16 protein-coding genes are annotated in these 21,819 nt (G+C 41.4%); 6 read left to right on the top strand and 10 right to left on the bottom strand.

All coding sequences use genetic code 11. From position 1 onward, the window contains the following. Positions 1-3: 3 nt before the first annotated feature. A complete protein-coding gene (arrB, locus tag L2740_RS11885) occupies positions 4-708 on the top strand; it encodes an arsenate respiratory reductase iron-sulfur subunit ArrB (protein ID WP_248950418.1) in 705 nt (234 codons plus the stop codon). Between the two features lie 36 nt (positions 709-744). Here the strand turns inward: arrB and L2740_RS11880 are convergent, their stop codons facing one another. Together L2740_RS11880 and fabB are read right to left on the bottom strand one after the other, a co-directional pair. Then, positions 745-1,110, bottom strand: a complete 366-nt coding sequence (locus tag L2740_RS11880) for a metalloregulator ArsR/SmtB family transcription factor (RefSeq protein WP_248950417.1) — start codon at positions 1,108-1,110, stop codon at positions 745-747. 215 nt (positions 1,111-1,325) lie between these two features. Further along, positions 1,326-2,537 carry a beta-ketoacyl-ACP synthase I gene (gene fabB, locus L2740_RS11875; RefSeq protein ID WP_248950416.1) on the bottom strand — a complete coding sequence of 404 codons (1,212 nt, stop codon included), beginning with the start codon at positions 2,535-2,537 and terminating at the stop codon, positions 1,326-1,328. 230 nt (positions 2,538-2,767) lie between these two features. On the opposite strand from fabB, the gene mnmC1 reads away from it, so the two are divergent. Then, a complete protein-coding gene (mnmC1, locus tag L2740_RS11870) occupies positions 2,768-4,732 on the top strand; it encodes an FAD-dependent 5-carboxymethylaminomethyl-2-thiouridine(34) oxidoreductase MnmC1 (protein ID WP_248950415.1) in 1,965 nt (654 codons plus the stop codon). 70 nt (positions 4,733-4,802) lie between these two features. Here the strand turns inward: mnmC1 and L2740_RS11865 are convergent, their stop codons facing one another. The 7 genes from L2740_RS11865 to prmB all read right to left on the bottom strand — a co-directional run bounded on the left by L2740_RS11865 (position 4,803) and on the right by prmB (position 11,394). After that, on the bottom strand, positions 4,803-5,516 hold the full coding sequence (locus L2740_RS11865) for a DUF3313 family protein (RefSeq protein WP_248950414.1): 714 nt from the start codon (positions 5,514-5,516) through the stop codon (positions 4,803-4,805). 235 nt (positions 5,517-5,751) lie between these two features. After that, positions 5,752-6,276, bottom strand: coding sequence for an RNA methyltransferase (locus L2740_RS11860; RefSeq protein WP_248950413.1), 525 nt, complete (start codon positions 6,274-6,276; stop codon positions 5,752-5,754). A gap of 94 nt (positions 6,277-6,370) precedes the next feature. Then, complete coding sequence (locus L2740_RS11855) at positions 6,371-6,640, bottom strand: YfcL family protein (protein ID WP_248950412.1); 270 nt, start codon at positions 6,638-6,640, stop codon at positions 6,371-6,373. A gap of 143 nt (positions 6,641-6,783) precedes the next feature. Then, entirely contained in the window at positions 6,784-7,905 is a 1,122-nt protein-coding gene (locus L2740_RS11850; RefSeq protein ID WP_248950411.1) for an ATP-NAD kinase family protein, read from the bottom strand. Positions 7,906-8,009: 104 nt separating this feature from the next. Beyond that, the gene (locus tag L2740_RS11845) at positions 8,010-9,188 is read right to left on the bottom strand and encodes an MFS transporter (RefSeq protein ID WP_248950410.1); all 1,179 of its coding nucleotides are present in this window, start codon (positions 9,186-9,188) and stop codon (positions 8,010-8,012) included. Then, positions 9,188-10,282, bottom strand: a complete 1,095-nt coding sequence (gene aroC / locus L2740_RS11840) for a chorismate synthase (RefSeq protein ID WP_248950409.1) — start codon at positions 10,280-10,282, stop codon at positions 9,188-9,190. Before aroC ends, L2740_RS11845 begins: the two co-directional genes overlap by 1 nt. A 167-nt stretch (positions 10,283-10,449) precedes the next feature. Next, positions 10,450-11,394 carry a 50S ribosomal protein L3 N(5)-glutamine methyltransferase gene (gene prmB / locus L2740_RS11835; RefSeq protein WP_248469293.1) on the bottom strand — a complete coding sequence of 315 codons (945 nt, stop codon included), beginning with the start codon at positions 11,392-11,394 and terminating at the stop codon, positions 10,450-10,452. A gap of 79 nt (positions 11,395-11,473) precedes the next feature. On the opposite strand from prmB, the gene smrB reads away from it, so the two are divergent. Further along, positions 11,474-12,004, top strand: coding sequence for an endonuclease SmrB (gene smrB / locus L2740_RS11830; RefSeq protein ID WP_248950408.1), 531 nt, complete (start codon positions 11,474-11,476; stop codon positions 12,002-12,004). A gap of 141 nt (positions 12,005-12,145) precedes the next feature. On the opposite strand, the gene sixA is transcribed toward smrB, so the two are convergent. Next, the gene (sixA, locus tag L2740_RS11825) at positions 12,146-12,616 is read right to left on the bottom strand and encodes a phosphohistidine phosphatase SixA (RefSeq protein ID WP_248950407.1); all 471 of its coding nucleotides are present in this window, start codon (positions 12,614-12,616) and stop codon (positions 12,146-12,148) included. 413 nt (positions 12,617-13,029) lie between these two features. On the opposite strand from sixA, the gene L2740_RS11820 reads away from it, so the two are divergent. The 3 genes from L2740_RS11820 (at position 13,030) to L2740_RS11810 (ending at position 21,692) form a co-directional block, all read left to right on the top strand. Beyond that, complete coding sequence (locus L2740_RS11820; RefSeq protein ID WP_248950406.1) at positions 13,030-15,819, top strand: insulinase family protein; 2,790 nt, start codon at positions 13,030-13,032, stop codon at positions 15,817-15,819. A gap of 299 nt (positions 15,820-16,118) precedes the next feature. Then, positions 16,119-20,399, top strand: a complete 4,281-nt coding sequence (locus tag L2740_RS11815; RefSeq protein ID WP_248950405.1) for an EAL domain-containing protein — start codon at positions 16,119-16,121, stop codon at positions 20,397-20,399. 99 nt (positions 20,400-20,498) lie between these two features. Continuing rightward, the gene (locus tag L2740_RS11810) at positions 20,499-21,692 is read left to right on the top strand and encodes a hypothetical protein (RefSeq protein ID WP_248950404.1); all 1,194 of its coding nucleotides are present in this window, start codon (positions 20,499-20,501) and stop codon (positions 21,690-21,692) included. Positions 21,693-21,819: the final 127 nt, after the last annotated feature.

Below are 21,819 nucleotides of genomic sequence, written 5' to 3'. Positions count from 1 at the left end.
ATTATGAGACTTGGAATGGTAATAGACCTACAGAAATGTGTTGGTTGTGGTGGCTGTGATTTAGCCTGTAAGACCGAAAATAACACGCCTGATGGCATAAAATGGTCAAATCATATCAATCAAACCGAAGGCCGTTTTCCGGATGTAAAGTACAGTTACATACCAACGCTTTGTAACCATTGTAGCGATGCCGCTTGTGTGAAAGTATGTCCAACTGGTGCAATGTACAAAGATAAACGTGGCTTAACTTTACAAGATAACGACAAGTGCATTGGCTGTAGAAAGTGCATGCGCGCCTGCCCTTACGGCGTAATAAGTTATAACAAGCAGATCCCACATCGCCAATGGCAAGACGATGAAGCGCTGATCAACAAAGGAATGGCATCACCTTATGATGTGTTAAAACAGGTAAACAGCAAAACCTTGCCTTACCTTAACCCTGAGCGTGGCGATACTTACCCAAATACCCGCTCAAGACGTACCACCGAAAAATGTACCTTGTGTGATCACCGCTTGGACCAAGGGCTAAAACCTGCATGTGTCTCAGCTTGTCCATCAGGTGCTCGAGTATTTGGCGATTTTGACGATCCAAACAGTGAAGCAGCAAGATTGGTAAAAATGCACAAAACTCAACAGTTAAACTTAGATGCGAATACTCGCCCTAATGTTTACTACATCCGCAGCTTCAATGTTAAAAACCTTTACTAACATTACATAGGCCAAGGAGCTGAGTCTTTCAGCTCCTTACTTTGATTCACATAGGAGCATTGGTCGCGCTTCATGCTCACCAATTTTGTTTAGTTTGGCTAACGCCTGTTCAATATATTGCTGATTTCCAGAATATGTCTCGCTAAGCGTGTTAAGTGCCCACTGTGGCAATTCATCATTAATAGAATAATAGATCCATTGGCCTTGACGACGATTAACAACGAGTCCAGCTGTTTTTAGCAAGGCTAAATTACGCGAGATCTTAGGCTGAATTTCATCAAGTGCTTCACTAAATTCGCAAACGCAAAGCTCTTTCTCAACATGCAAAAGTAAAATAATCGATAAACGAATTTTATCTGATAGTGCTTTAAATAAGCTAATAGGCTCAAGCTTAGTAGTCATGGGATCTTCTATTTGTAATTGAGGCTGTACATTATGAGTTGTAAATTTATTTAGTCAATTTCGCCGTTTAATTCATGACTCAATTTAAACCCAAGATTGCGATTTGCAGCAAGCTATATTGCTTACACGAATATACAGGCTTCCTTATGGCGCAACAGATAATAAAAAAGGGAGCCAATGCTCCCTTTACACTCACTTAGAGAAAGTCTAAATGCTTATTTGTACTTGCGCATTACCAAAGTTGCGTTTGTACCACCAAAACCAAAGCTGTTACTCATAACTGTGTTTAGTTCTTTTTCAGTCATTTCAGTCACAATTGGCATACCTGCAGCTTTTTCATCTAAATTATCGATGTTGATGCTTGGCGCAATGAAATTGCTTTCCATCATGATTAGGCTGTAAATCGCCTCATGTGCACCTGCAGCACCTAAAGCGTGACCAGTCAGTGACTTAGTCGATGCGATTGCTGGTAGGTTATCACCAAAGGTTTCACGTAGTGCTTCAAGCTCACGCATATCACCCACTGGCGTTGATGTACCATGCGTGTTGATGTAGTCAATTGGAGTATCAACATCCGCAAGTGCCATCTGCATACAACGAACAGCACCTTCACCTGATGGAGCAACCATGTCATAACCATCTGATGATGCGCCATAACCGATAACTTCAGCGTAGATTTTTGCACCACGAGCAAGAGCGTGCTCTAACTCTTCAACAACAACAATACCGCCGCCGCCAGAGATAACAAAACCATCACGGTCAGCATCATAAGTACGTGATGCTTTAGTTGGCTCATCATTATACTTAGTCGATAGTGCGCCCATAGCATCAAAGCCCATGGTTAGCGTCCAATCCACTTCTTCAGAACCACCAGCAAATACCATATCTTGCTTACCCATTTGGATAAGTTCGACTGCGTGGCCAATACAGTGGGCACTGGTTGCACAAGCAGAACTGATTGAGTAGTTCATGCCTTTAATTTTAAATGGCGTTGCCAAACACGCACTCGCAGTGCTCGACATAATGCGTGGCACGATATACGGGCCAACACGTTTAACGCCTTTTTCACGTAATGTGTCTGCTGCTTGAACCTGGTTTGCTGAAGATGCGCCACCTGTACCGACAATAATGCCAACACGTGGGTCTGAATACTGCTCTTCAGTTAAATCAGCGTCTTTAATCGCTTCTTGCATAGCGATATGTGCATATGCTGCAGCATTACCCATAAAGCGCAGTGCTTTACGGTCAATATATTCTGATGGGTCAATCTTAATGTCGCCCCAAACATGACTACGCAGCTTCATTTCTTCAAACTGATCTGAGTGGGTAATACCACTACGACCTGCTTTTAATGATTCAGTGACTTCTTGCTTGTTGTTACCGATACTTGACACTACGCCAAGTCCAGTGATCACGACTCTTTTCATTATTAACTTTCCATTCTGTACATCTAGTACCAATTTTGCTGAACCAATGGTATCGCTTTTAATCCATATAAGTGGTCAGCTTTCCATAAGGAACACAAAAATAATGCCGATTATGAGACCTTACGTATAATCTTTGCCAAAATCTACCCGTAAAAAGGTACACTTCCGACAAGTAAAAGCGATTGTAACGCATATTTGTGAGCGTTTAATTTAACATTAAAGACGGAACCATGACAGTAAGTAAAATTGTTCAGCAAATTATTGATACAAATTCCACCAATTCAGTAGTGATTGCTCAACTTGGATTAAGCTCGCTTAATAATTTAAAAGCGCTGGTTTTAAATCAAAGCAGCGCTCGAGTGTGCTTGAAAATATTCAGCCCAATTGACCAAACATTAGCTCAGGTTATAAAAGATAAACAGTTTGAACAAATTTGTGCTCATGAAAGCGTCTTACCAATACTTGCCATTGAAGGTTGCCAACGTCGCATATTAAATAACGGTCGCTTAGTGATTGATTTTCACTTTGGTCCGTTATTGCAACAGTTACAACAAATCCCAATGGTAAATTCTGGCTTTATCAATCATTGGTGCTTTGCAGAAAACCTTGATTATGAACTACTGACACTGGATATTTTTTGGCAGATGGCGAAGCTTAGCCAAGACAATGCCCAGCTTGATTTAGATAATCTAAATTGTTTACAGACTTCCGCTGAGGCCAATCTAAGTACTAATAACCATGCTAGTACTGAGCCAAACTCTAAAGTTAATACCGAGCAAACAATTATATCTTGGGCAAAACTGGTTGGCTTATATCAAAATGATCACCTTAAGGCCGATGATATTACCTTGTTAGAGCGCAGTGCGCTTCGCTCACAGCAGCAACAAAAACAAGCGCCCTATCCAATCAGCAGTATCTCTTCGCCTCAAGCAAGTGAGAATGCCCTGCCTATCGCAATTATTGGCGGCGGGGTTGCCAGTGCCAATTTGGCGCTTTCATTAGCGGAGCGCAGCCAGAAAGTGCATTTATTTTGTGAAGATAGCGCATTAGCTCAAGCAGCATCGGGCAACAAACAAGGTGCTATTTATCCGCTATTAACGCCGGATAACAATCATTTAAGTCAGTATTTTCAACAGGCATATTTGTTTAGCTTGCAAAGGCTAAAAACACTCGCTGCTCAAGGCCACTCAATTGATTATGATCTGTGTGGTGTGGTTCATACTGGGCATGATGAACGCAGCCGAAAACGCGTAGCCAAGATCATCGACAGCTATGACTGGCAATCACTTATCGCAACGAAGATCACTTCAGAGCAAGCATCCGAAATTGCCTCAGTGAAAATAGACGACGCAGGGATCTTATATCCGCTAGGAGGCTGGGTATCACCGCAAGACTTCACCCAAGCAGCATTTAAACAAGCTCAAGCCATTGCCGATGTAAAACTGGCGCTTGAAACACAAATTACTGCAATTGATTATCAAAACAATGCTTGGTACCTAAGTAATAAGCACCAGCGTTTTGGCCCATTTAGTGCGCTAGTTGTCGCCAATGGCAAATCACTTACTCAATACAATCAAACTCAGTACTTACAAGCTACAGGCTTTAGAGGACAAGTCAGTCATGCACCGAGTCGCGCTAAGTTATCCAAGCTAAGTACAGTATTGTGCGCGCATGGTTACATGACGCCTGGCAATAATGCACTGCACTGCTTAGGTGCCAGCTATGTGAAAAATGCAGAACATTTAGATTACTGCCCAACAGAGCAAATCGAGAATCTTAAAAAGATCCAACACAGTTATCTAGAGCAAGATTGGGTAAAAGATATTGATATTTCAGGGCACAGCGCCCGCGTGGGTGTACGCATGGTGACCCGTGATCACGCACCTATGATGGGACCTGCGCCAGATATAGACAGCATTCTCGCGCTTTATAAAAATCACCAGTTAACACCTGAAAGTCGAAAGTTTTGGCAGTCACACCCAGCCCCAACTTATCCAAAGCTATACGTATTAGGCGGCCTAGGCTCTCGTGGATTAAGCTCTGGCCCATTAGCAGCAGAAGCCCTTGCCGCACAAATTTGTGGTGAAAATCTTCCTATTAGCACTGATTTTGTGGCACTACTCAACCCAAATAGAATGTGGCTACGCAAACTGTTAAAAGGCAAGGCATTAGATAACAGTGAAACTAATGTTTAATTAGTTTCACTTCACAACAAACAAAGCGCCAATTAGGCGCTTTGTTTTTGACGACCATCGTGGGTTAAAGCTATTGCGCTCCCGCTTCCATCAGTGCGTTTTTAAAATCATTCACCCAACGGCGGTATACGGTTTTCACGTCTCCCCAATTAAAGACCTGAGTATTTTGACTCCATTGATCAAAACCTTGGCCTCTATCTGCAGCTTTTGCGAGGATCTCGCCGCTTTCACCATCTTTAATCACCGCTAATAGCATCATCGAACCTGAGTTTTCAGTATAGGTACGCCCCATAGAGCTATAGCTTCGGCGACTCGACTCAATGGGCGCACTCAAACGAATATCGGTAACTGCCGCTTCTATCACTAATGTGTTCGCGCCAGCTTTATCAACAAGCTCAAATGGTTGCTCACTATTAAACACATCTTTTACGGTGGTTTGAAATTGAGCCGACATTTTCTCTAGCGCTTCAGGCGGCAGATCGTAAGTCGCATTTAATCCATCAGCTCTTTTATCAATTCGAGGCGGCTTATAATCTGCTGGGTGATCATTGGTCACTTTTACGGGAGCAAAATATAACTTGGTGTATTTTTTCCACTCAACGTTCGGCCTTGCATAGGACAAGTCTAATTTTGAGTGGTCCACTTTAACTAACCCATCTTTGGTTGTTTCTGCATTAGGCCCCTGCTCTAGCCTAGCAGGTTCAGTGCTACAGGCCCCCAAACTCACTAAAGCTAATACCACTGCAGCCTTAATAGCTAAATTCTTTAATACTGGTGTTCGCATCAATAGTAATCCTTTTCTAGATGAACTTTTATCCCTCACGGTTACCCCGCTGTGCAGCTAAAAACAATCCCTAATCATAGTCAGCATACTTAAATATGGTCAGGAACGCAGTGACAGTCAAATAAAGGTAATACTTATTTAAAATTAAGAGGCTAGATAGTTTACGGCAGGGAGGAAACAATAAAGCCACTATAAAAGTGGCTTTAGGAGCTAACCTTGCAAATAGAGGCTCAACTTAGCGTTTTACTCGTACGCGGTTATTGGTATCACGACTGCTGCGAATAAGTTCATCGCTAGCAATTGAAGCCGATTTAGCTAAGCGGTCATATAGCAAAACATTGACTGATGCCGCTAAGTTCATACAGCCAACGGTTGGTACATAAACGACTGCATCAGCACTATTAACAATTTGCTGATTAATTGTGCCATCTTCTGGGCCAAAGATATAAATCGCTTTTTCTGGGTGTTCAAACTCTGGCAGCGCAATTGCACCTTCAACAAGATCGACACAGACCACTTTAACGTCAGATGCAATTGCATCGAGTAAAGACTCAACCTTAGTTAAAGGAATTGAGCTGCTAGCACGCTTGGTGTCAGTGTTATATTGCGCTGTGCCATTGCTGGCTGCTAGCTCATAGCGTTTACCTGTATAAAATACTGCATCGGCACTGTAGCAACCTACAGCGCGCATGATCCCACCAACATTTGTCGGGCTTTTTGGATTGACTAAGCCAATACCAACGTAACTACTCTTACTCATAACAGGGTAAACTCTTTCACTCTATCGATTGGCAAACACATTAATTAATAGGTTTGCCTTAACTGGCGAGGTTTAATAAGTTGCCAGCTTTTACTTATGCAGCTAATTTAGTGCTTAACTGTGCCCAAGCATCACTCACTAATGCATAATCAGCGTCGCTAAGCTCTTCTCTTGCTAATGCTAAACACTCGGTCATTTTCACTTCAAGTGCAGCCATATCTTGTTCGCTTTCAACTTCAAGCTGAGACAACACAACCGCAAAATGACCTTGTAAATAACCACTTGCAAATAATGCATCATCATCACCTTCAGCAACGATATTCTCAATCCAATCTTGTAGTGTCTGCTCGTACTTCTCAATCATCGAGGGCTCCGCTTTTTATCTGTATAGTAGGCAGCAACTATTCGCTGCCTGCTTAAGTATTCTTTCAAACAGTTTTTAAACATATCCGTGGTTATTAACTCAATCTTACTCAGTCTCAGTGTTAGCGGCGTTGCCCACAACAACTAAGCTAGATCTGGATTCGCAACTTGATACATCACGTAATCATGGTAGCCAGTGACCACCTTATAATAACCCGTTAACTGCTTATCTAATTCAGGGTCGCCACTATCCACAATTAATGGCCTACCTTCAAGTGCTTTTAACTTTGTTTTTGTCGCCAAGATTACAATATTGTCCTTACCGACACGTCGTATTAGCTCGGGACTCAACTGCTGATTACCTCGACCAAGAATGTGGCCTTGGCCGCCAATCAGCGTGATAAACAGCTTTAGTTGTTTATTTTCAGTGAGCTGCAATAGCTCATTCGCCGATAAGTCACTTGCAACTAAGGCTTCATCTTGAATGAGATCAACCCCCAACAAGGTATTTTCAAGTGCAAGTTCAGCCATAACCGCTGCTACAGTGCTACCTGACCCCATAATGCAAAAGTTATCTTCCATCAGCTCAATGGCTTCCGCAGCGAGATCGGCAAGCACTAACTCATCACTTTCTTTACCGCCCATTTTTACCGCTTGCACATATCTTGGCTCCGCCGGTACTTGCATCTCGCCAAAACGACGAGCACGCACAACACCTGTTCTGAAAGCAGCTTCATCAATATCCATTACATCTGCGCTCATTAGGCTAACTAATTCACCATCAAGCAGCATTTTAACCACCATGCCCGATGCATGCGGAGTAATGCCATAAACACCAGAGTGAATCTTCACCCCCGCAGGCACACCTAGTACAGGAATATTCTCGTCCGCAATCGCAAACACATCACGGGCAGTTCCATCCCCTCCAGCAAACAACAACAAATCTAAGGTTTCATTTAATAGCTCTGCCACCACTTTTTGGGTATCTTGCGCAGCAGTTTGATTCGGAGCTTGGTAAACCACGCGGGTTGTAAAGCCCATTGTCACCGCCAAGTCTTCACCCATCACGCCAGATGCGGTTATCACTTCAATGCTATCTTTGTAGGGTTCAATAACAGCTAATGCTTGCTGCATACGTAGGTGTGCTTTAGGCACTGCACCTTTAGCAATCGCTTGCTCAGCAACACCATCGCTACCTTTAAGTGCTACGCTACCACCTAGGCCGGCAAGTGGATTAATGATCAATCCAAGACGAAATGTGCTCACTATCAATACTCCGTTTTTGACATATTTTAATTATTATTGCGTCGCTAAATAATTATATTGCTATTCAATTAACTTAATTAGTTCAAAGTTAACATGCTACCTAATTAGCCTTGTTCGGCGACCTGTGCTACCGGCTTTGCTTTAGGAATAAATAACACGGCTAACATAGATAGAAACGCGCATCCTGCGGCAAAAATCCACGTTGAAACGGCACCGGAGCCGTCGCCCCAAATAATGCCACACAGCCAAGTGCCTAACGCGCCACCAACACCAAAGCTTAAGCTGGCATAGAGTGCCTGGCCTTGGCTACGCCTGTTGATATCAAAATGCTTGTGCACAAACTGAATTGAAGCCGCGTGGGTTAAACCAAAGGTAAAGGCATGCAATAACTGACTAATGCTGAGATAAAGGATATTTTCAACGCCATACGCCAACAATAACCAACGTACGGCTGTTAAACCTATGCTGACAATAAGCAGCAACTGAACACCAAAGCGACCGAGAAGTTTTGGGGCGTACATAAACATGAAAATTTCAGCGACCACACCCAGTGCCACAAAAATACCAGCAGCCGATTCTGAGTAACCCGCTTGTTTAAGGTAGAGTACAAAAAAGCCATAAAAAGGACCGGCACTCATTTGTAGCAACATGGCTGAAACTAAAAACCAAATCAGCGCTCTGTCGAATACCAGCGGTTTACGCTTAACCGTTTTGTCTACCACGGCTCTATTTGACGGTAACGGCAATGCACTAATCAGCATACCGATAAACAATGTCATGCCGATATAGGGCAAAATTTGCGGTCCCCAGTGACCAATCGCAAAACCACCACTGACCACCAGCACGATATAACCGACACTGCCCCAGCTGCGAATAGCACCATACCGATTCGCATCATCACCTAAGGTTTCAAGGGTTATCACTTCAAGCTGAGCAAGAATGGCATTCCAAAAGAAAGTATATACCGCCAAACTGATAGCTAGGTAGGCTAAACCACCATCATAGAAGAAGGTAAGATAAGTCAGAGCTGCTGCCCCAGCGCCAATTTTAACTAACTCTGAACGCATGCCCGTTTTGTCAGCGACTATCGCCCACAGGTTTGGCGCGATAATTCGTGTGCCCATTAAAATGGCGAGTAGAAAACCGATTTCCTGAGCGTCAAAACCACGACTATCAAAAAAAACGCCAAGGTAAGGCACCATGATGCCAAGGATAGAAAAGAAGAAGAAATAACATGCACAGAGCCAGCGAAGTTGCTGCTCTGTGCTTTTTGGTTGAAACATTAACGCATTCCGATAATAGGGGTACTGCTGTTGACATCCATATTTTGCGCACGGTGACGTAATAAGTGATCCATCAATACAATGGCTAACATAGCTTCAGCAATAGGTACTGCACGAATGCCTACACAAGGATCGTGACGCCCTTTAGTTACCACTTCTGCAGTTTCACCTTGAGCTGTCATGCTTTCACCTGGCACGCTTATGCTCGACGTCGGTTTCATTGCAATATGGGCGACAATCGGTTGCCCTGATGAAATGCCACCTAAAATGCCGCCAGCATGGTTAGAGGCAAAGCCTGCTGGCGACATTAAATCACGGTGCTCAGAACCTTTTTGGTTAACCACTTCAAAGCCATCACCAATTTCAACACCTTTAACCGCGTTAATTCCCATCAGCGCATGGGCAATATCCGCATCGAGTCTGTCAAATACCGGCTCGCCTAGGCCAACAGGCACACCCGTTGCCACCACTGAGACTTTTGCGCCGATTGAGTCGCCGCTCTTTTTCAGATCGCGCATATACTCATCTAATGAATCTAGCTTTGATGCATCAGGAAAGAAAAAGGCATTTTGCTCAATTTGCTCAAAATCAACTGTCTCTGCCGAAATAGGTCCAAGCTGTGATAAGTAAGCATGAATTTCTACTCCATGAACTTGCTTAAGGTATTTTTTAGCAACTGCACCTGCTGCAACGCGCATTGCAGTTTCACGGGCAGATGAACGGCCACCACCGCGATAATCCCGCTGACCATATTTTTGCTGGTAGGTGTAATCTGCATGCCCCGGGCGGAACAAGTCTTTAATGTTTGAGTAATCCTTGCTGCGCTGATCGGTGTTTTCAATCATTAAACCAATTGAAGTACCTGTAGTTTGACCTTCGAAAATGCCAGAAAGAATGCGCACCTCATCCGGTTCACGGCGAGCTGTTGTATAACGAGAGGTACCTGGGCGGCGTCTATCTAAATCGTGCTGCATATCAGCTTCTGTCAGCTCAACACCTGGAGGACAGCCATCAATAATACAGCCAATTGCAACGCCGTGGCTTTCACCGAATGTTGTTACTACGAAATTTTGTCCAATGCTGTTTCCCGACATTCGCTTTATCGCCCTCTATCTCTTTATTCTAATTTTCATTTACCCGCGTTTTATCGGTAAATTCCTCATCTAATACCAATCTAATGTAGGAGTACTGATTGGTATATACCTAAATAACCACAAGGCACTTAGATATAAGCCGCAGCTCTCACTGCGGCTAAACACTATTATTCACTATCTTTGTAGATAGCGAAAAGTGATTCATTTTCAACTAGCTGATCACGAGTTAACACAAACACACCGTCACCGCCGTTTTCAAAGTTAACCCAAGTAAATGGCACATCTGGGAATTGCTCGCTCAAGTGCACCATTGAATTACCGACTTCAACGACTAGTAAGCCATCTTCTGTCAGATAATCAGCCGCATTAGCAAGGATACGCTTGGTCAAATCTAAACCGTCACGGCCCGAAGCCAAGCCAATAGCTGGTTCATGGTGATACTCATCTGGCATATCGCCGATATCTTCCGCATCAACATAAGGAGGGTTAGATACGATTAGATCGTAGTGTGGCCCTTTTGGAATAGCCGAGAATAGATCAGATTCCATTGGGAATACTCTATCCATTACCTCAAGCGTTTCAATGTTAATTTGCGCCACTTCTAGTGCATCAACGCTAATATCAAGGGCATCTACTTCTGCATCTTCAAACTCATAAGCACAAGCAATTGCAATACATGCGCTACCGGTACATAAATCCAATACGCGGTTTACTGGCTTGTTGTATAACCAAGGGCTAAAACGATTAGCAATTAACTCTGCAATTGGTGAGCGCGGAACCAGTACGCGTTCATCGACATAAAACTCTAAGCCGGCAAAACGTGCTTGGTTTGTTAGGTATGGCACTGGCAAACGCTCTCTTACTCGGCGAATGATCAGTTCAACAATCTTATGTTTTTCACTAATAGTTAGATTAGAGTGAATAACTTGCTGACCAATTTCTTCTGGTAGGTGCAATGCGTGAAAAACTAACGCGACGGCCTCGTCCCATGCGTTGTCTGTACCATGGCCATAGTAAATATTTGCATCATTAAAACGACTGACACCCCAACGTAGCATATCGCCAATAGTGCGTAACTCTGTAACCGCTTCATCAACAAAAATCTTATCCAAAATTCACTCCAACTTTTTAATTCCGAATCATTGTAACTGAAGTCTATTCATAAGGCATCGGATTCAATAAAATAGAGGGATGAATAAAAACAAAGATCATGATGAATGGGCGCTTTTTGCAGAGTTGACTAAGGGTATTACCCCTTTACAACAAAATAAACGCCATTTTATCGCGGCACCTAAAGACCGCAAAATCATTGAAGAGAAAGAGCAGCAACTGCATGCTGATAGCTACTTTTCTGACACCTACCAACCGCTATTACCTGTGGATGGCCCAATGAAGTGGGCTCGAGACGATGTAGATAGCTATGATGTTAAGCGTCTTAGACGAGGAGATTACGTGCCCGATCTTTTATTAGATATGCACGGTATGCGTCAAACAGAAGCTAAACTAGAACTTGCTGCGCTTATCCAAGCCTGTATTAAGCAGCAAAGTCATTGTTGCTGCGTCATGCATGGTCATGGTACCGGTATATTAAAGCAAAATATTCCGATGTGGTTAGCTCAGCACCCGCATGTAAAAGCATTTCATCAAGCCACTAAAGAATGGGGGGGCGACGCTGCACTGCTGGTACTGATTGATATTGGCGATCAGCCCTATCGTCGTTAGATAATAAAAACACATTGTTGTAAAACGAAAAAAGTGAGTCACATTAGACTCACTTTTTAGGTGTTTGTAGCAGACGAAACCAATAACGCTAAATTAATACCCTGCCCTTACCGAATAAAAATCATCTATTAGTTAAAAGCATCAACTAATTGAGTGCGGCGCATGTTGCCATACAAGATCATTTTTTTCGTTTTCCCTACTAATCAAGGCGACCCCAGATGTGGCAAATAGCGGCGGTTCCTCTCCAGCAACAAGCTCACTAACAAGGTAACCAAGTAGTGGCATATGCGCTAATACCAGTACACTTTTTGCTTGATATTGCTCAGCATAAGCAAGTACCAGATCTGCTACTTGACCAGGATTACCAGAGGGGACTAACTCATCAAGCGTTATCCAATGCAACGGCTCAGGGAAGTGCTTACTGACTTCCTGCCAGCTCTGCTGCGCACGCAAGTAAGGACTGACTAAGACTAAATCAAACTCTGTGACTGAGCGCCCTAACCAGTTACTCATCAAGGCCGTGTGATGCCGACCTAAGTCGGTTAGTTTGCGTTCCCTGTCTGAATGCGCGTTATAACCCGCTTCACCATGACGCATTAAAAATAGCTGCATACTGCTTGGCTACTCCCAATTCTTTTATTGTTATAGACCAATTGTAGTCTGAATTGGTTCGCCAACATACCGTTATTTAGTTATTAATTAGTCGAATAGAAAGCCGAGCTTTAAAACAAGAGACTCCACCAAGCACAGTGCATAACTAAACTACTCACCTACCATTTTTTGCTTTGATTTGCCGTTCGATTTATTAAAACAAAATTAAAGTGTAAAAAATTTAGTCAAACTGGTAGCTAATTTAAACATTTGTAACGGTTGTGTTTGAAGATAATCGAAAATAATGGCAAGTTAGTTCAATAGTTTAATCAACTATACTTTCCTCAATTAGTTACGCGTATGGGTACATCTACATCTAGACTTGAGCAATCAAGATACGTTGTCTCACCTGTTGGTAATATTGGAGCCATGCATTGTCAAAAGTTACACAAATTAAAATCAGCCCAAATGATCATCGACGCTATCGCCATTTAACTCTAAAAAACGGTTTATCTGTTTTACTGGTTGAAGATAACGAAGCGACGCAATCGGCAGCTTCTATGGCTGTGGCTGTTGGCCATTTTGATGATCCGGTGGCACGCCCAGGCATGGCGCATTTTCTTGAACATATGTTGTTTCTTGGCACCGAAAAATATCCAGAATCTGGCGAATATTCTGCTTTTATTAATCAACATGGTGGCACCAATAACGCGTGGACTGGTACCGAACACACTAATTTTTTCTACAGCATTAACGCCGAGCAATTTGAAGATTCTCTAGATAGGTTTAGTCAGTTTTTTATTGCACCACTGTTTAACATTGATCTTGTCGATCGTGAACGTCATGCCATCGAGTCAGAATTTAGCATGAAGTTAAAAGATGATGTACGCCGCGTATATCAAGTGCAAAAGGAAACGGTAAACCCAGCTCATCCCTTCTCAAAATTTTCAGTCGGCAATCTTAAGACCTTGGCCGGCGAAGAAGAGGAGCTTAGACAGGAACTGCTTGAGTTTTACCAGCAGAAATACAGCGCAAATATCATGACCTTGTGTTTGGTAGCACCTAAAAGTCTAGATGAATTAGCCTCTTTAGCAGAACAGTATTTCAGTGATATTAGTGATCATACACGCACTGATCTTTACCCTGACGTTGCCATTTACTTACCAGAGCAGCTACAAAGTCAGATAAATATTATTCCATTAAAGGAGCAAAAACGCGTTGCTATTACTTTCGCTCTTCCTGAGCTTGAACGTTTTTACAAGCACAAACCGCTCACTTTTGTCAGTCATTTATTAGGCTATGAAGGTAAAGGCAGTTTACTGTCTTATTTGAAAGAATCTGGATTGGCGAATAACCTCTCCGCAGGCGGCGGCGTTAATGGTTATAACTTTAAAGATTACAATATCAGTATTCAACTTACTGACCGCGGTCTAGCAGACTTAGATGAGGTGATTAGCGCTACATTTGAGTATATTAACCTCATCAAAACCCAAGGATTACAGTCTTGGCGCTATGATGAACGTGCAGCATTACTCCAAATTGCATTTCAGTATCAAGAACAGGTCAACGCGTTAGATTTAGCGAGTCATTTAAGCATCAATATGCATCACTATGATATTGAGGATGTTATCTACGGTGACTACCGTATGGATGGTTTGCACCTTGAGGAAACCCAAGCGTTATTATCGTTAATGACACCAGAAAATATGCGTTTACAACTTATCGCATCTGGGCTTAATACCAATAAAAAGGCTGCGTGGTATCATTCTCCATATCAAATAAAATCAATTGCTCGCGAACGTTTAGCTCGCTGGTCGCAAACCGATGTTCGTGAACAATTGTATTTGCCGAGTAAAAACCCTTTCATTATCAATGAATGCGTTGCAAGACCAGATAAAAGTAACCATCCAGTACCAACTGTAGTGGCGCAAAAGCCCGGTTACCGGATTTGGCACCGTAAAGACGACGAGTTTAATGTGCCAAAAGGCCATCTATATTTATCACTCGATTCGGCTCAAGCGGCAGCGTCACCTAAACATGCAGCCTTAACCCGCTTGTATGTAGAAATGTTGCTCGACTACCTAACAGAGTGTACTTATCAAGCGGAAGTTGCCGGGCTAAGTTATAATATCTACCCACATCAAGGCGGAATAACACTGCACCTAACAGGCTTTACTGGCAAACAAGAAACTTTACTAGAACTCGTTATAGAAAAAGCACGTGAACGTAACTTTACCCAAAGCCGCTTTGAATTGATTAAGCGTCAAATCCTACGTGCTTGGTACAATCACTCTCAAGCAAAGCCTATATCACAACTGTTTACTAGCCTGACAGTAACGCTACAAAAACGTAGCTTTGAACCTACTAGAATGGCTGAGATTCTCGAAGAAATAACGCTGGACGACTTACACGCGCACGTGAAAAGTTTCTATGAAAAGATCCATCTTGAAGGTCTGGTCTATGGTGATTGGTTAGAAAGTGAAACTAAGGTATTAGGTGATCGACTAGAACGTATTTTATCTCTAGTCACAACACCAAGCCGAGAGTCATCTCGAGAGCTAATCGACCTTTCAAACAAAGGAACATTACTCCGAGAAATTCCGGTAGCACATCCTGATAGCAGCATTATTGTTTATTACCAATCTGACGTAGCCACGCCCGAAACAATGGCGTTATTCAGCTTGTTAAACCACACCATGTCGTCGACTTTCTTCCATGAGCTTCGAACTCAAAGACAGCTTGGTTATATGGTTGGCACAGGCTACCTACCTCTTAATCGTTATCCGGGAATTATTTTTTACATACAATCGCCAACGTGTGGACCTCAGCTTTTACTTGAAGCTATCGATGAATTTATTGCAGATTTTACTTATGCCGTATTACAAATTACAAATGAACAGTGGGAAGCAACGAAACACGGTTTGGTGAACCAAGTACTGGTAAAGGACTCGAGCCTTAAAGTCCGCAGTCAACGCTACTGGTCTAGCATTGGCAATAAAGACTATGACTTTAACCAACGCGAACTAGTAGCAGAGCAAATTAAGCTGCTAACTCGCGCAGATTTAATCAAGTTTATTATGCAAAGGATGCGTACTAAACATTGTGACCGTTTAGTGCTATTCAGCACTGGCGACTCTCACCACGACCAAGTCCCACTAGAGTCGGACAAAATGATCACCGACTTAAGAGCCTTTAAACAAGATGCAGCTCAGTTTGACTACTGAGCCATTTCTCATTGCTCTTTAGCATCTAGCGTCATGTAAAAACCTAAATATTTACCACATGAATAAACTCAAAAATAACTAACTGAATATAGTTGTTCTGACCACTAAAGGTTCGGAACAAAACAGATCAAGCCAGACTACGGTAAATTAGTAGATTAACTAGCATTACTATTCTCATAAATGCAATGATTATCAACTACAATTAACTCTCATTTTTTTGACAATGACGTCACTTTCTGAAAAAGTGTAATCAACAAATAATTTATCCTTTCTATTGGCGAATAATCAAACAAAAACATATGCCTAAAATTATTTTGCAAGCGATTTTTTTGTTCATTATCACTCTCGTTTGGGCTTCGCCTTTACGAGCACTCACCCTTAATTCAACGGCATTAGGTGTACCCGATGGCCTATCCCAGAGTAATGTAACCTCGATTGTGGAAGATCAAGATGGATATATCTGGATCGGCACCGTAAATGGACTGAATCGCTACGATGGAAAAGACTTTAAACACTACTTTCCGTCTGTCGATAATCAACTTCCGAGCGCATTTATACGCAGTCTGTTTATAAGTGACAGCGGCACCATGTATATAGGCACAGACAAAGGTCTAGCGATATACGATAGAATTAAAGATAAAGTTATATCTTCCAGCTCACTAGGAGCAAAAGTCGACAATGCAATCTGGAGTATTAGCCAATCTAATAATCATCTCTATTTAGGTTCTGAAAACTCCATTACAGTGGTCGATGAACTCGCAATCTCGTCAAGTTTACCTAAATTAAAAATCAAAGAGTTGATCTCCGGAGAGTTTGGTGCAGCCAAGCAAATTATTGAAATAAAAAATGATTTATTTATTAGGAATTATGCTGGAACAGTCATAAAGTTATCAAACATTTCCACTCCTATTACTAAATCAGCTACCTCTATGTATAGCATTAAGGATCAGCTATACATATTTTCTCCCGAAGGAGTTTTTAGCGTAAAAGATGAAAAGCTAGAGATAGTAAGCAAAAATATATACCAAAGTGCCAGTTACCAAGGAAAGTCTATCATTGCTCTATCTAAAAACGAAGTTTTTGATGTTTCATCAATAAACTCACCTGTTTTATTGGGAAGTTTTGAAGATAACGTTACAGACATCGAGTCCCCTCTTGTCATAAAGGGCATTACCAAGGATTTTATAATTAACCAGAATAGTGGACTAATTATAATCGATAAAAGTAGTAATATAATTAAGACAAAAAAGCTAACAACAAAAAATGTCTGGTCAATAGCAACGCATAAAGAGTCATTACTCGTTGCAACTGACGACCCCATAATCAAAGCTTACAGTACCGATTTGAAATTACTTGGTTCCTTCAATTCAAAATCACAAGGACCTAAATCGGCTATTTTAATAGATAGTTCTATATATGTAGCGAGCGCTAGTGGATTTATATCTATTGATACAATAACTGGAATTATTGAGACATTAGATCCAGAACCTTCATTTATTGTAAAATCAAGCACTGATAAAACAAAAGTAATAGTAGGTACCAACTCAGGCTCAATTATCAATTTTCAAATAAAAACAAAACTCAAAGAAAAATTCATAATCGACCAAGGTAACCCTGTCTTTGAAATAAAGACCTATAGAGATACTGTTTTTATTGCAACTCAAGGAGGACTCTTTAGGTTTGCAAACAATGAAGTGACCTCCGTGTTCTCCGAACAACTCGTTATTAGCCTTGCAATTAGTGGTAACAAAGTGTACTTCGGAACAGGTACAGGGCTAAATACCTTAAATGTCGATACAGGTCATATTGAAAATATTTATAAGAATAACAAACCAATTTTCTCGATATCAAAAAATGCTGACAACATCATAGCGTCATCTGTAAGTGAATTAATAATTACAAATAGTAAAAGAACATTTGTTGTAAATACAGATTTAGGTGTCCAAGAAGAATACAATGTACATGCAATACTGAGCAAGGATGATAAAACCTATGTTGGTGGTTTTTTTAGTATCACTATAATCCCAATTGATAAGTTAATGAGTTATCTACGAGATAATACTCCTCCTAAAGTAACATTAAGTGACCTTAAAATATTCAATATTTCAGAGAATGTTGATCAAGGTATACTGAAGAGCCAACTATCAAAAACGGCTGAAATCCAATTAAAATATTCTGACTACCCATTTACTATTTATTTCAACAGTCCAGGTAGTACATTCAGTAATATTGACTATGTGTATCAAATGCAAGGGCTCTCAGAGTCTTTGATACACTCCAAAGGCACAAATTCAGCAACCTACACCAATCTATCTCCTGGTGAATATAACTTCTTAATTTACGCCATAGATCCAATTACAGGTAAGCGGGGAGAAACAACCGAGCTAAAAATAGAAATCACCCCTCCTTGGTGGCTATCTAACTCAGCAAAGTCCGTCTACTTCCTTTGTGCCTTACTCATATCCATCATGATAGTCAGAACAATTTTACGTCGCCGTGAAATTCAAAAACAGATAGCTAAAAGTGAAGAGCGCCTCAAACTATCCTTATGGGGCAGTGGCGATGAAATGTGGGATTGGGATATTGAAACAGGTCAAATTTATCGTTCTAACATATGGGGATCATTAGAATTCCCTCAAGATGGTCAGCGTTCAGGAAACGAAAGTGGTGAAAGTAATATTCACCCTATGGATCAAGAAAGAGTTAGAGAAGCGTTAAATAAACATTTCTATGGCGAAACCGATCACTTTGAAGCAGCATACCGAGTTAAGGGCAAGGCTGAAGGCTGGGTGTGGATTTTAGATAGAGCCAAAATTGTTGAACGTGATGAGCACGATAATGCGCTACGAATGACTGGCACGATTAAAAATATCACTCACTTTAAACAAGCAGAAGAGCAACTAAAGCTATTTGAACGCGCGATTCAAAATATTTCAGAAGGCATGTTTATCCTTGATAGTGACTTTAGGTTTGTAGAGGTCAATGAAGCATGTTGCGATCAAATCATGCTTCACAAAAATGAGTTTACCGGCACTCTCTTCAACTTTGATTTATACCCTGATAGCTACTCCGAACAGATCCGCTCAATCTTAAAGCAGCAAGGACGTTGGAATAATGAAGTCGAAGCATTAAAAGGTAATGGCACAAGTTTTCTGATGGAGCTTTCCATTGATGCTATTTACGATGAACAAGGAGAGCTTTCTCACTACGTTGGGGTATTTTCTGATATTAGTCGCCGTAAACAACAGGAAGAGGAACTGAGAAAACTTACCAACAATGATTTACTCACTAACCTCCCCAACCGTTCAAACTTAATGGTGACATTAGGCAACTTAGTAAAGAGAGACTCCCACCATACATTAATGGTATTAGATTTAGATAACTTTAAGAAAATTAATGACTCTTTAGGTCATCAAGTCGGTGATGACCTGTTAATTCAAGTTGCAAAAAGAATTGAAGCGGCCGTACCCGGACATACTAGCATTTACCGCCTTGGCGGAGACGAGTTCGCAATTCTTATCGATAAAAATCCAGATATCGGTACGAGTGCCGTAATTGCTAAAACCGTTATCCATGCTTTTGAAGTACCTTTTGAATTAATCAATGAGAAAGTTGTTGTTGGTGTCAGTATCGGTATTGTGCTTTACCCTGAAGATGACCAGAACGAACAAGCTCTTTTACGAAAAGCAGATATTGCCATGTACCATGCAAAATCTGCCGGAGGTAATAGATATCAGTTTTACTCCGAATCACTAAATAAAAATGCTATTAGACAGCTCGAAGTTGAAAACCTTATTCGCGAAGGCTTGAAAGACGATCTGTTTGAAGTGTATTACCAACCTAAAATTGATTTAAAGTCTGGGCAAATGGCGGGGATGGAAGCTTTAGTTCGTTTAAATCACCCAGAACACGGTCTCATTCCGCCTAATAAGTTTATCCCTTTGGCTGAAGAGAATGGCTTAATTGTAGAAATTGGTGATCATGTACTTAAAAAGGCTTGTTTTGCAGCGCAGAAATGGCGAAGTCAGGGCTTATTTAATGGTCGAGTCGCCGTCAATTTATCGTCGAAACAATTCGCATTACCCGATCTTCAGCAGCGAATAGAGTCAATTTTACGACTTACTCAATTACCAGCAGCTAATTTAGAGTTAGAAATAACCGAAGGCACGGTAATTAGAGAACCAGAAAAAGCCATAAAGGTAATGCAGCAACTTGCTAAAATGGGAGTGAGTTTAGCACTAGATGATTTTGGTACTGGCTATTCTTCATTATCTTATTTAAAGCAATTTCCTATCCATACATTAAAAATTGATAAAGCATTTGTTGATGACATTGATAAATCAGATCGCGATTTAAAAATGGTGGATTCAATTATCACTATCGCCCATAACATGGGGCTTTCTGTAGTTGGCGAAGGCGTTGAAGAAACCTCTCAGCTTAATATATTAAAGGCTCTTAAGTGTGAAGAGATCCAAGGTTATATATTTAGTAAAGCTGTCACTGAATCCGAATTTACCAAGCTATTACGCCTAGACGCAAATAACCAATATCTGCCTCCAATTGACGGAACAAGAAACTAAACAACAACAATCTTTTATCATTGGCACAACAACTGCAAGTACCTTTTCATTAAGTCAAGAATATAACTTTATATTTAATACTCTATGAGAAGGTACAAAATGAAAAACACAATTAAAGGATTAATTACATCTGTTGCACTTGTTGGCGCATTTTCAGCTACAGCGTCTCAAAATAGCTTAGAGATAACATCTCTTCATGTTAATTCAGTAGAAACTAGCCAGATTAGTCTGTTAGCTGGTATTCCAAACATCAAGTTTAAGTCAGTAGAAACCGCAGCTATCCCAAACATTAAGTTTAAGCCTGTTCAAACTGCTGCTATCCCAAACATTAAGTTTAAGCCTGTACAAACTGCTGCTATCCCGAACATTAAGTTTAAGCCTGTTCAAACTGCTGCTATCCCAAACATTAAGTTCAAGCCTGTTCAAACTGCTGCTATCCCGAACATCAAGTTTGAGCCTGTGCAAACAGCAGCTATCCCGAACATCAAGTTTAAGCCTGTGCAAACAGCAGCTATCCCGAACATCAAGTTCAAGCCTGCTCAAACTGCAGCTATCCCGAACATCAAGTTCAAGCCTGCTCAAACTGCAGCTATCCCGAACATCAAGTTCAAGCCTATGCAAACAGCAGCTATCCCGAATATCAAGTTTAAGCCTGTTCAAACTGCAGCTATCCCGAATATTAAGTTTAAGCCTGTTCAAACTGCAGCTATCCCGAACATCAAGTTCAAGCCTGTTCAAACTGCAGCTATCCCGAACATCAAGTTCAAGCCTGTTCAAACTGCAGCTATCCCGAATATTAAGTTTAAGCCTGTTCAAACTGCTGCTATCCCGAACATCAAGTTCAAGCCTGTTCAAACTGCAGCTATCCCGAACATTAAGTTCAAGCCTGTTCAAACTGCTGCTATTCCGAACATTAAGTTTAAGCCACTACAAACAGCAGCTATCCCGAACATTAAGTTTAAGCCACTACAAACAGCAGCTATCCCGAACATTAAGTTTAAGCCAGTTCAAACTGCAGCTATCCCGAACATTAAGTTTAAGCCTGTTCAAACAGCAGCTATCCCGAACATTAAGTTCAAGCCTGTTCAAACTGCAGCTATCCCGAACATTAAGTTTAAGCCTGTTCAAACTGCTGCTATCCCGAACATCAAGTTTAAGCCTGTTCAAACTGCTGTTATCCCAAACAACAAGTTTAAGCCTGTTCAAACAGCAGCTATCCCGAACATTAAGTTTAAGCCAGTTCAAACAGCAGCTATCCCGAACATCAAGTTTATTAATCAAGTAACTGCTTAAGTAGGGAGTTTGATTATGTTTGATTCAATTATTAAAGCCCTAGGATTCGAGAAGCCTGTTCGTAAGAAGGAGCCTCTACCTGCAGGACTAAACAATTTAAAAGTTATTCCAGCCAAGGGTTGGTGGA

The sequence above is a fragment of the Shewanella pneumatophori genome (genome assembly GCF_023283895.1).
In the GTDB taxonomy this organism is placed as follows: domain Bacteria; phylum Pseudomonadota; class Gammaproteobacteria; order Enterobacterales; family Shewanellaceae; genus Shewanella; species Shewanella pneumatophori.
This window is presented reverse-complemented; position numbering and strand designations above follow the sequence as displayed.

What these genes read in the sequence shown, in the direction of transcription:
- arrB (WP_248950418.1), top strand. Translation starts at nt 4, where the DNA reads ATGAGACTTGGAATGGTAATAGACCTACAGAAATGTGTTGGTTGTGGT.
- L2740_RS11880 (WP_248950417.1), bottom strand. Translation starts at nt 1,110, where the DNA reads ATGACTACTAAGCTTGAGCCTATTAGCTTATTTAAAGCACTATCAGAT.
- fabB (WP_248950416.1), bottom strand. Translation starts at nt 2,537, where the DNA reads ATGAAAAGAGTCGTGATCACTGGACTTGGCGTAGTGTCAAGTATCGGT.
- mnmC1 (WP_248950415.1), top strand. Translation starts at nt 2,768, where the DNA reads ATGACAGTAAGTAAAATTGTTCAGCAAATTATTGATACAAATTCCACC.
- L2740_RS11865 (WP_248950414.1), bottom strand. Translation starts at nt 5,516, where the DNA reads ATGCGAACACCAGTATTAAAGAATTTAGCTATTAAGGCTGCAGTGGTA.
- L2740_RS11860 (WP_248950413.1), bottom strand. Translation starts at nt 6,276, where the DNA reads ATGAGTAAGAGTAGTTACGTTGGTATTGGCTTAGTCAATCCAAAAAGC.
- L2740_RS11855 (WP_248950412.1), bottom strand. Translation starts at nt 6,640, where the DNA reads ATGATTGAGAAGTACGAGCAGACACTACAAGATTGGATTGAGAATATC.
- L2740_RS11845 (WP_248950410.1), bottom strand. Translation starts at nt 9,188, where the DNA reads ATGTTTCAACCAAAAAGCACAGAGCAGCAACTTCGCTGGCTCTGTGCA.
- aroC (WP_248950409.1), bottom strand. Translation starts at nt 10,282, where the DNA reads ATGTCGGGAAACAGCATTGGACAAAATTTCGTAGTAACAACATTCGGT.
- smrB (WP_248950408.1), top strand. Translation starts at nt 11,474, where the DNA reads ATGAATAAAAACAAAGATCATGATGAATGGGCGCTTTTTGCAGAGTTG.
- sixA (WP_248950407.1), bottom strand. Translation starts at nt 12,616, where the DNA reads ATGCAGCTATTTTTAATGCGTCATGGTGAAGCGGGTTATAACGCGCAT.
- L2740_RS11815 (WP_248950405.1), top strand. Translation starts at nt 16,119, where the DNA reads ATGCCTAAAATTATTTTGCAAGCGATTTTTTTGTTCATTATCACTCTC.
- L2740_RS11810 (WP_248950404.1), top strand. Translation starts at nt 20,499, where the DNA reads ATGAAAAACACAATTAAAGGATTAATTACATCTGTTGCACTTGTTGGC.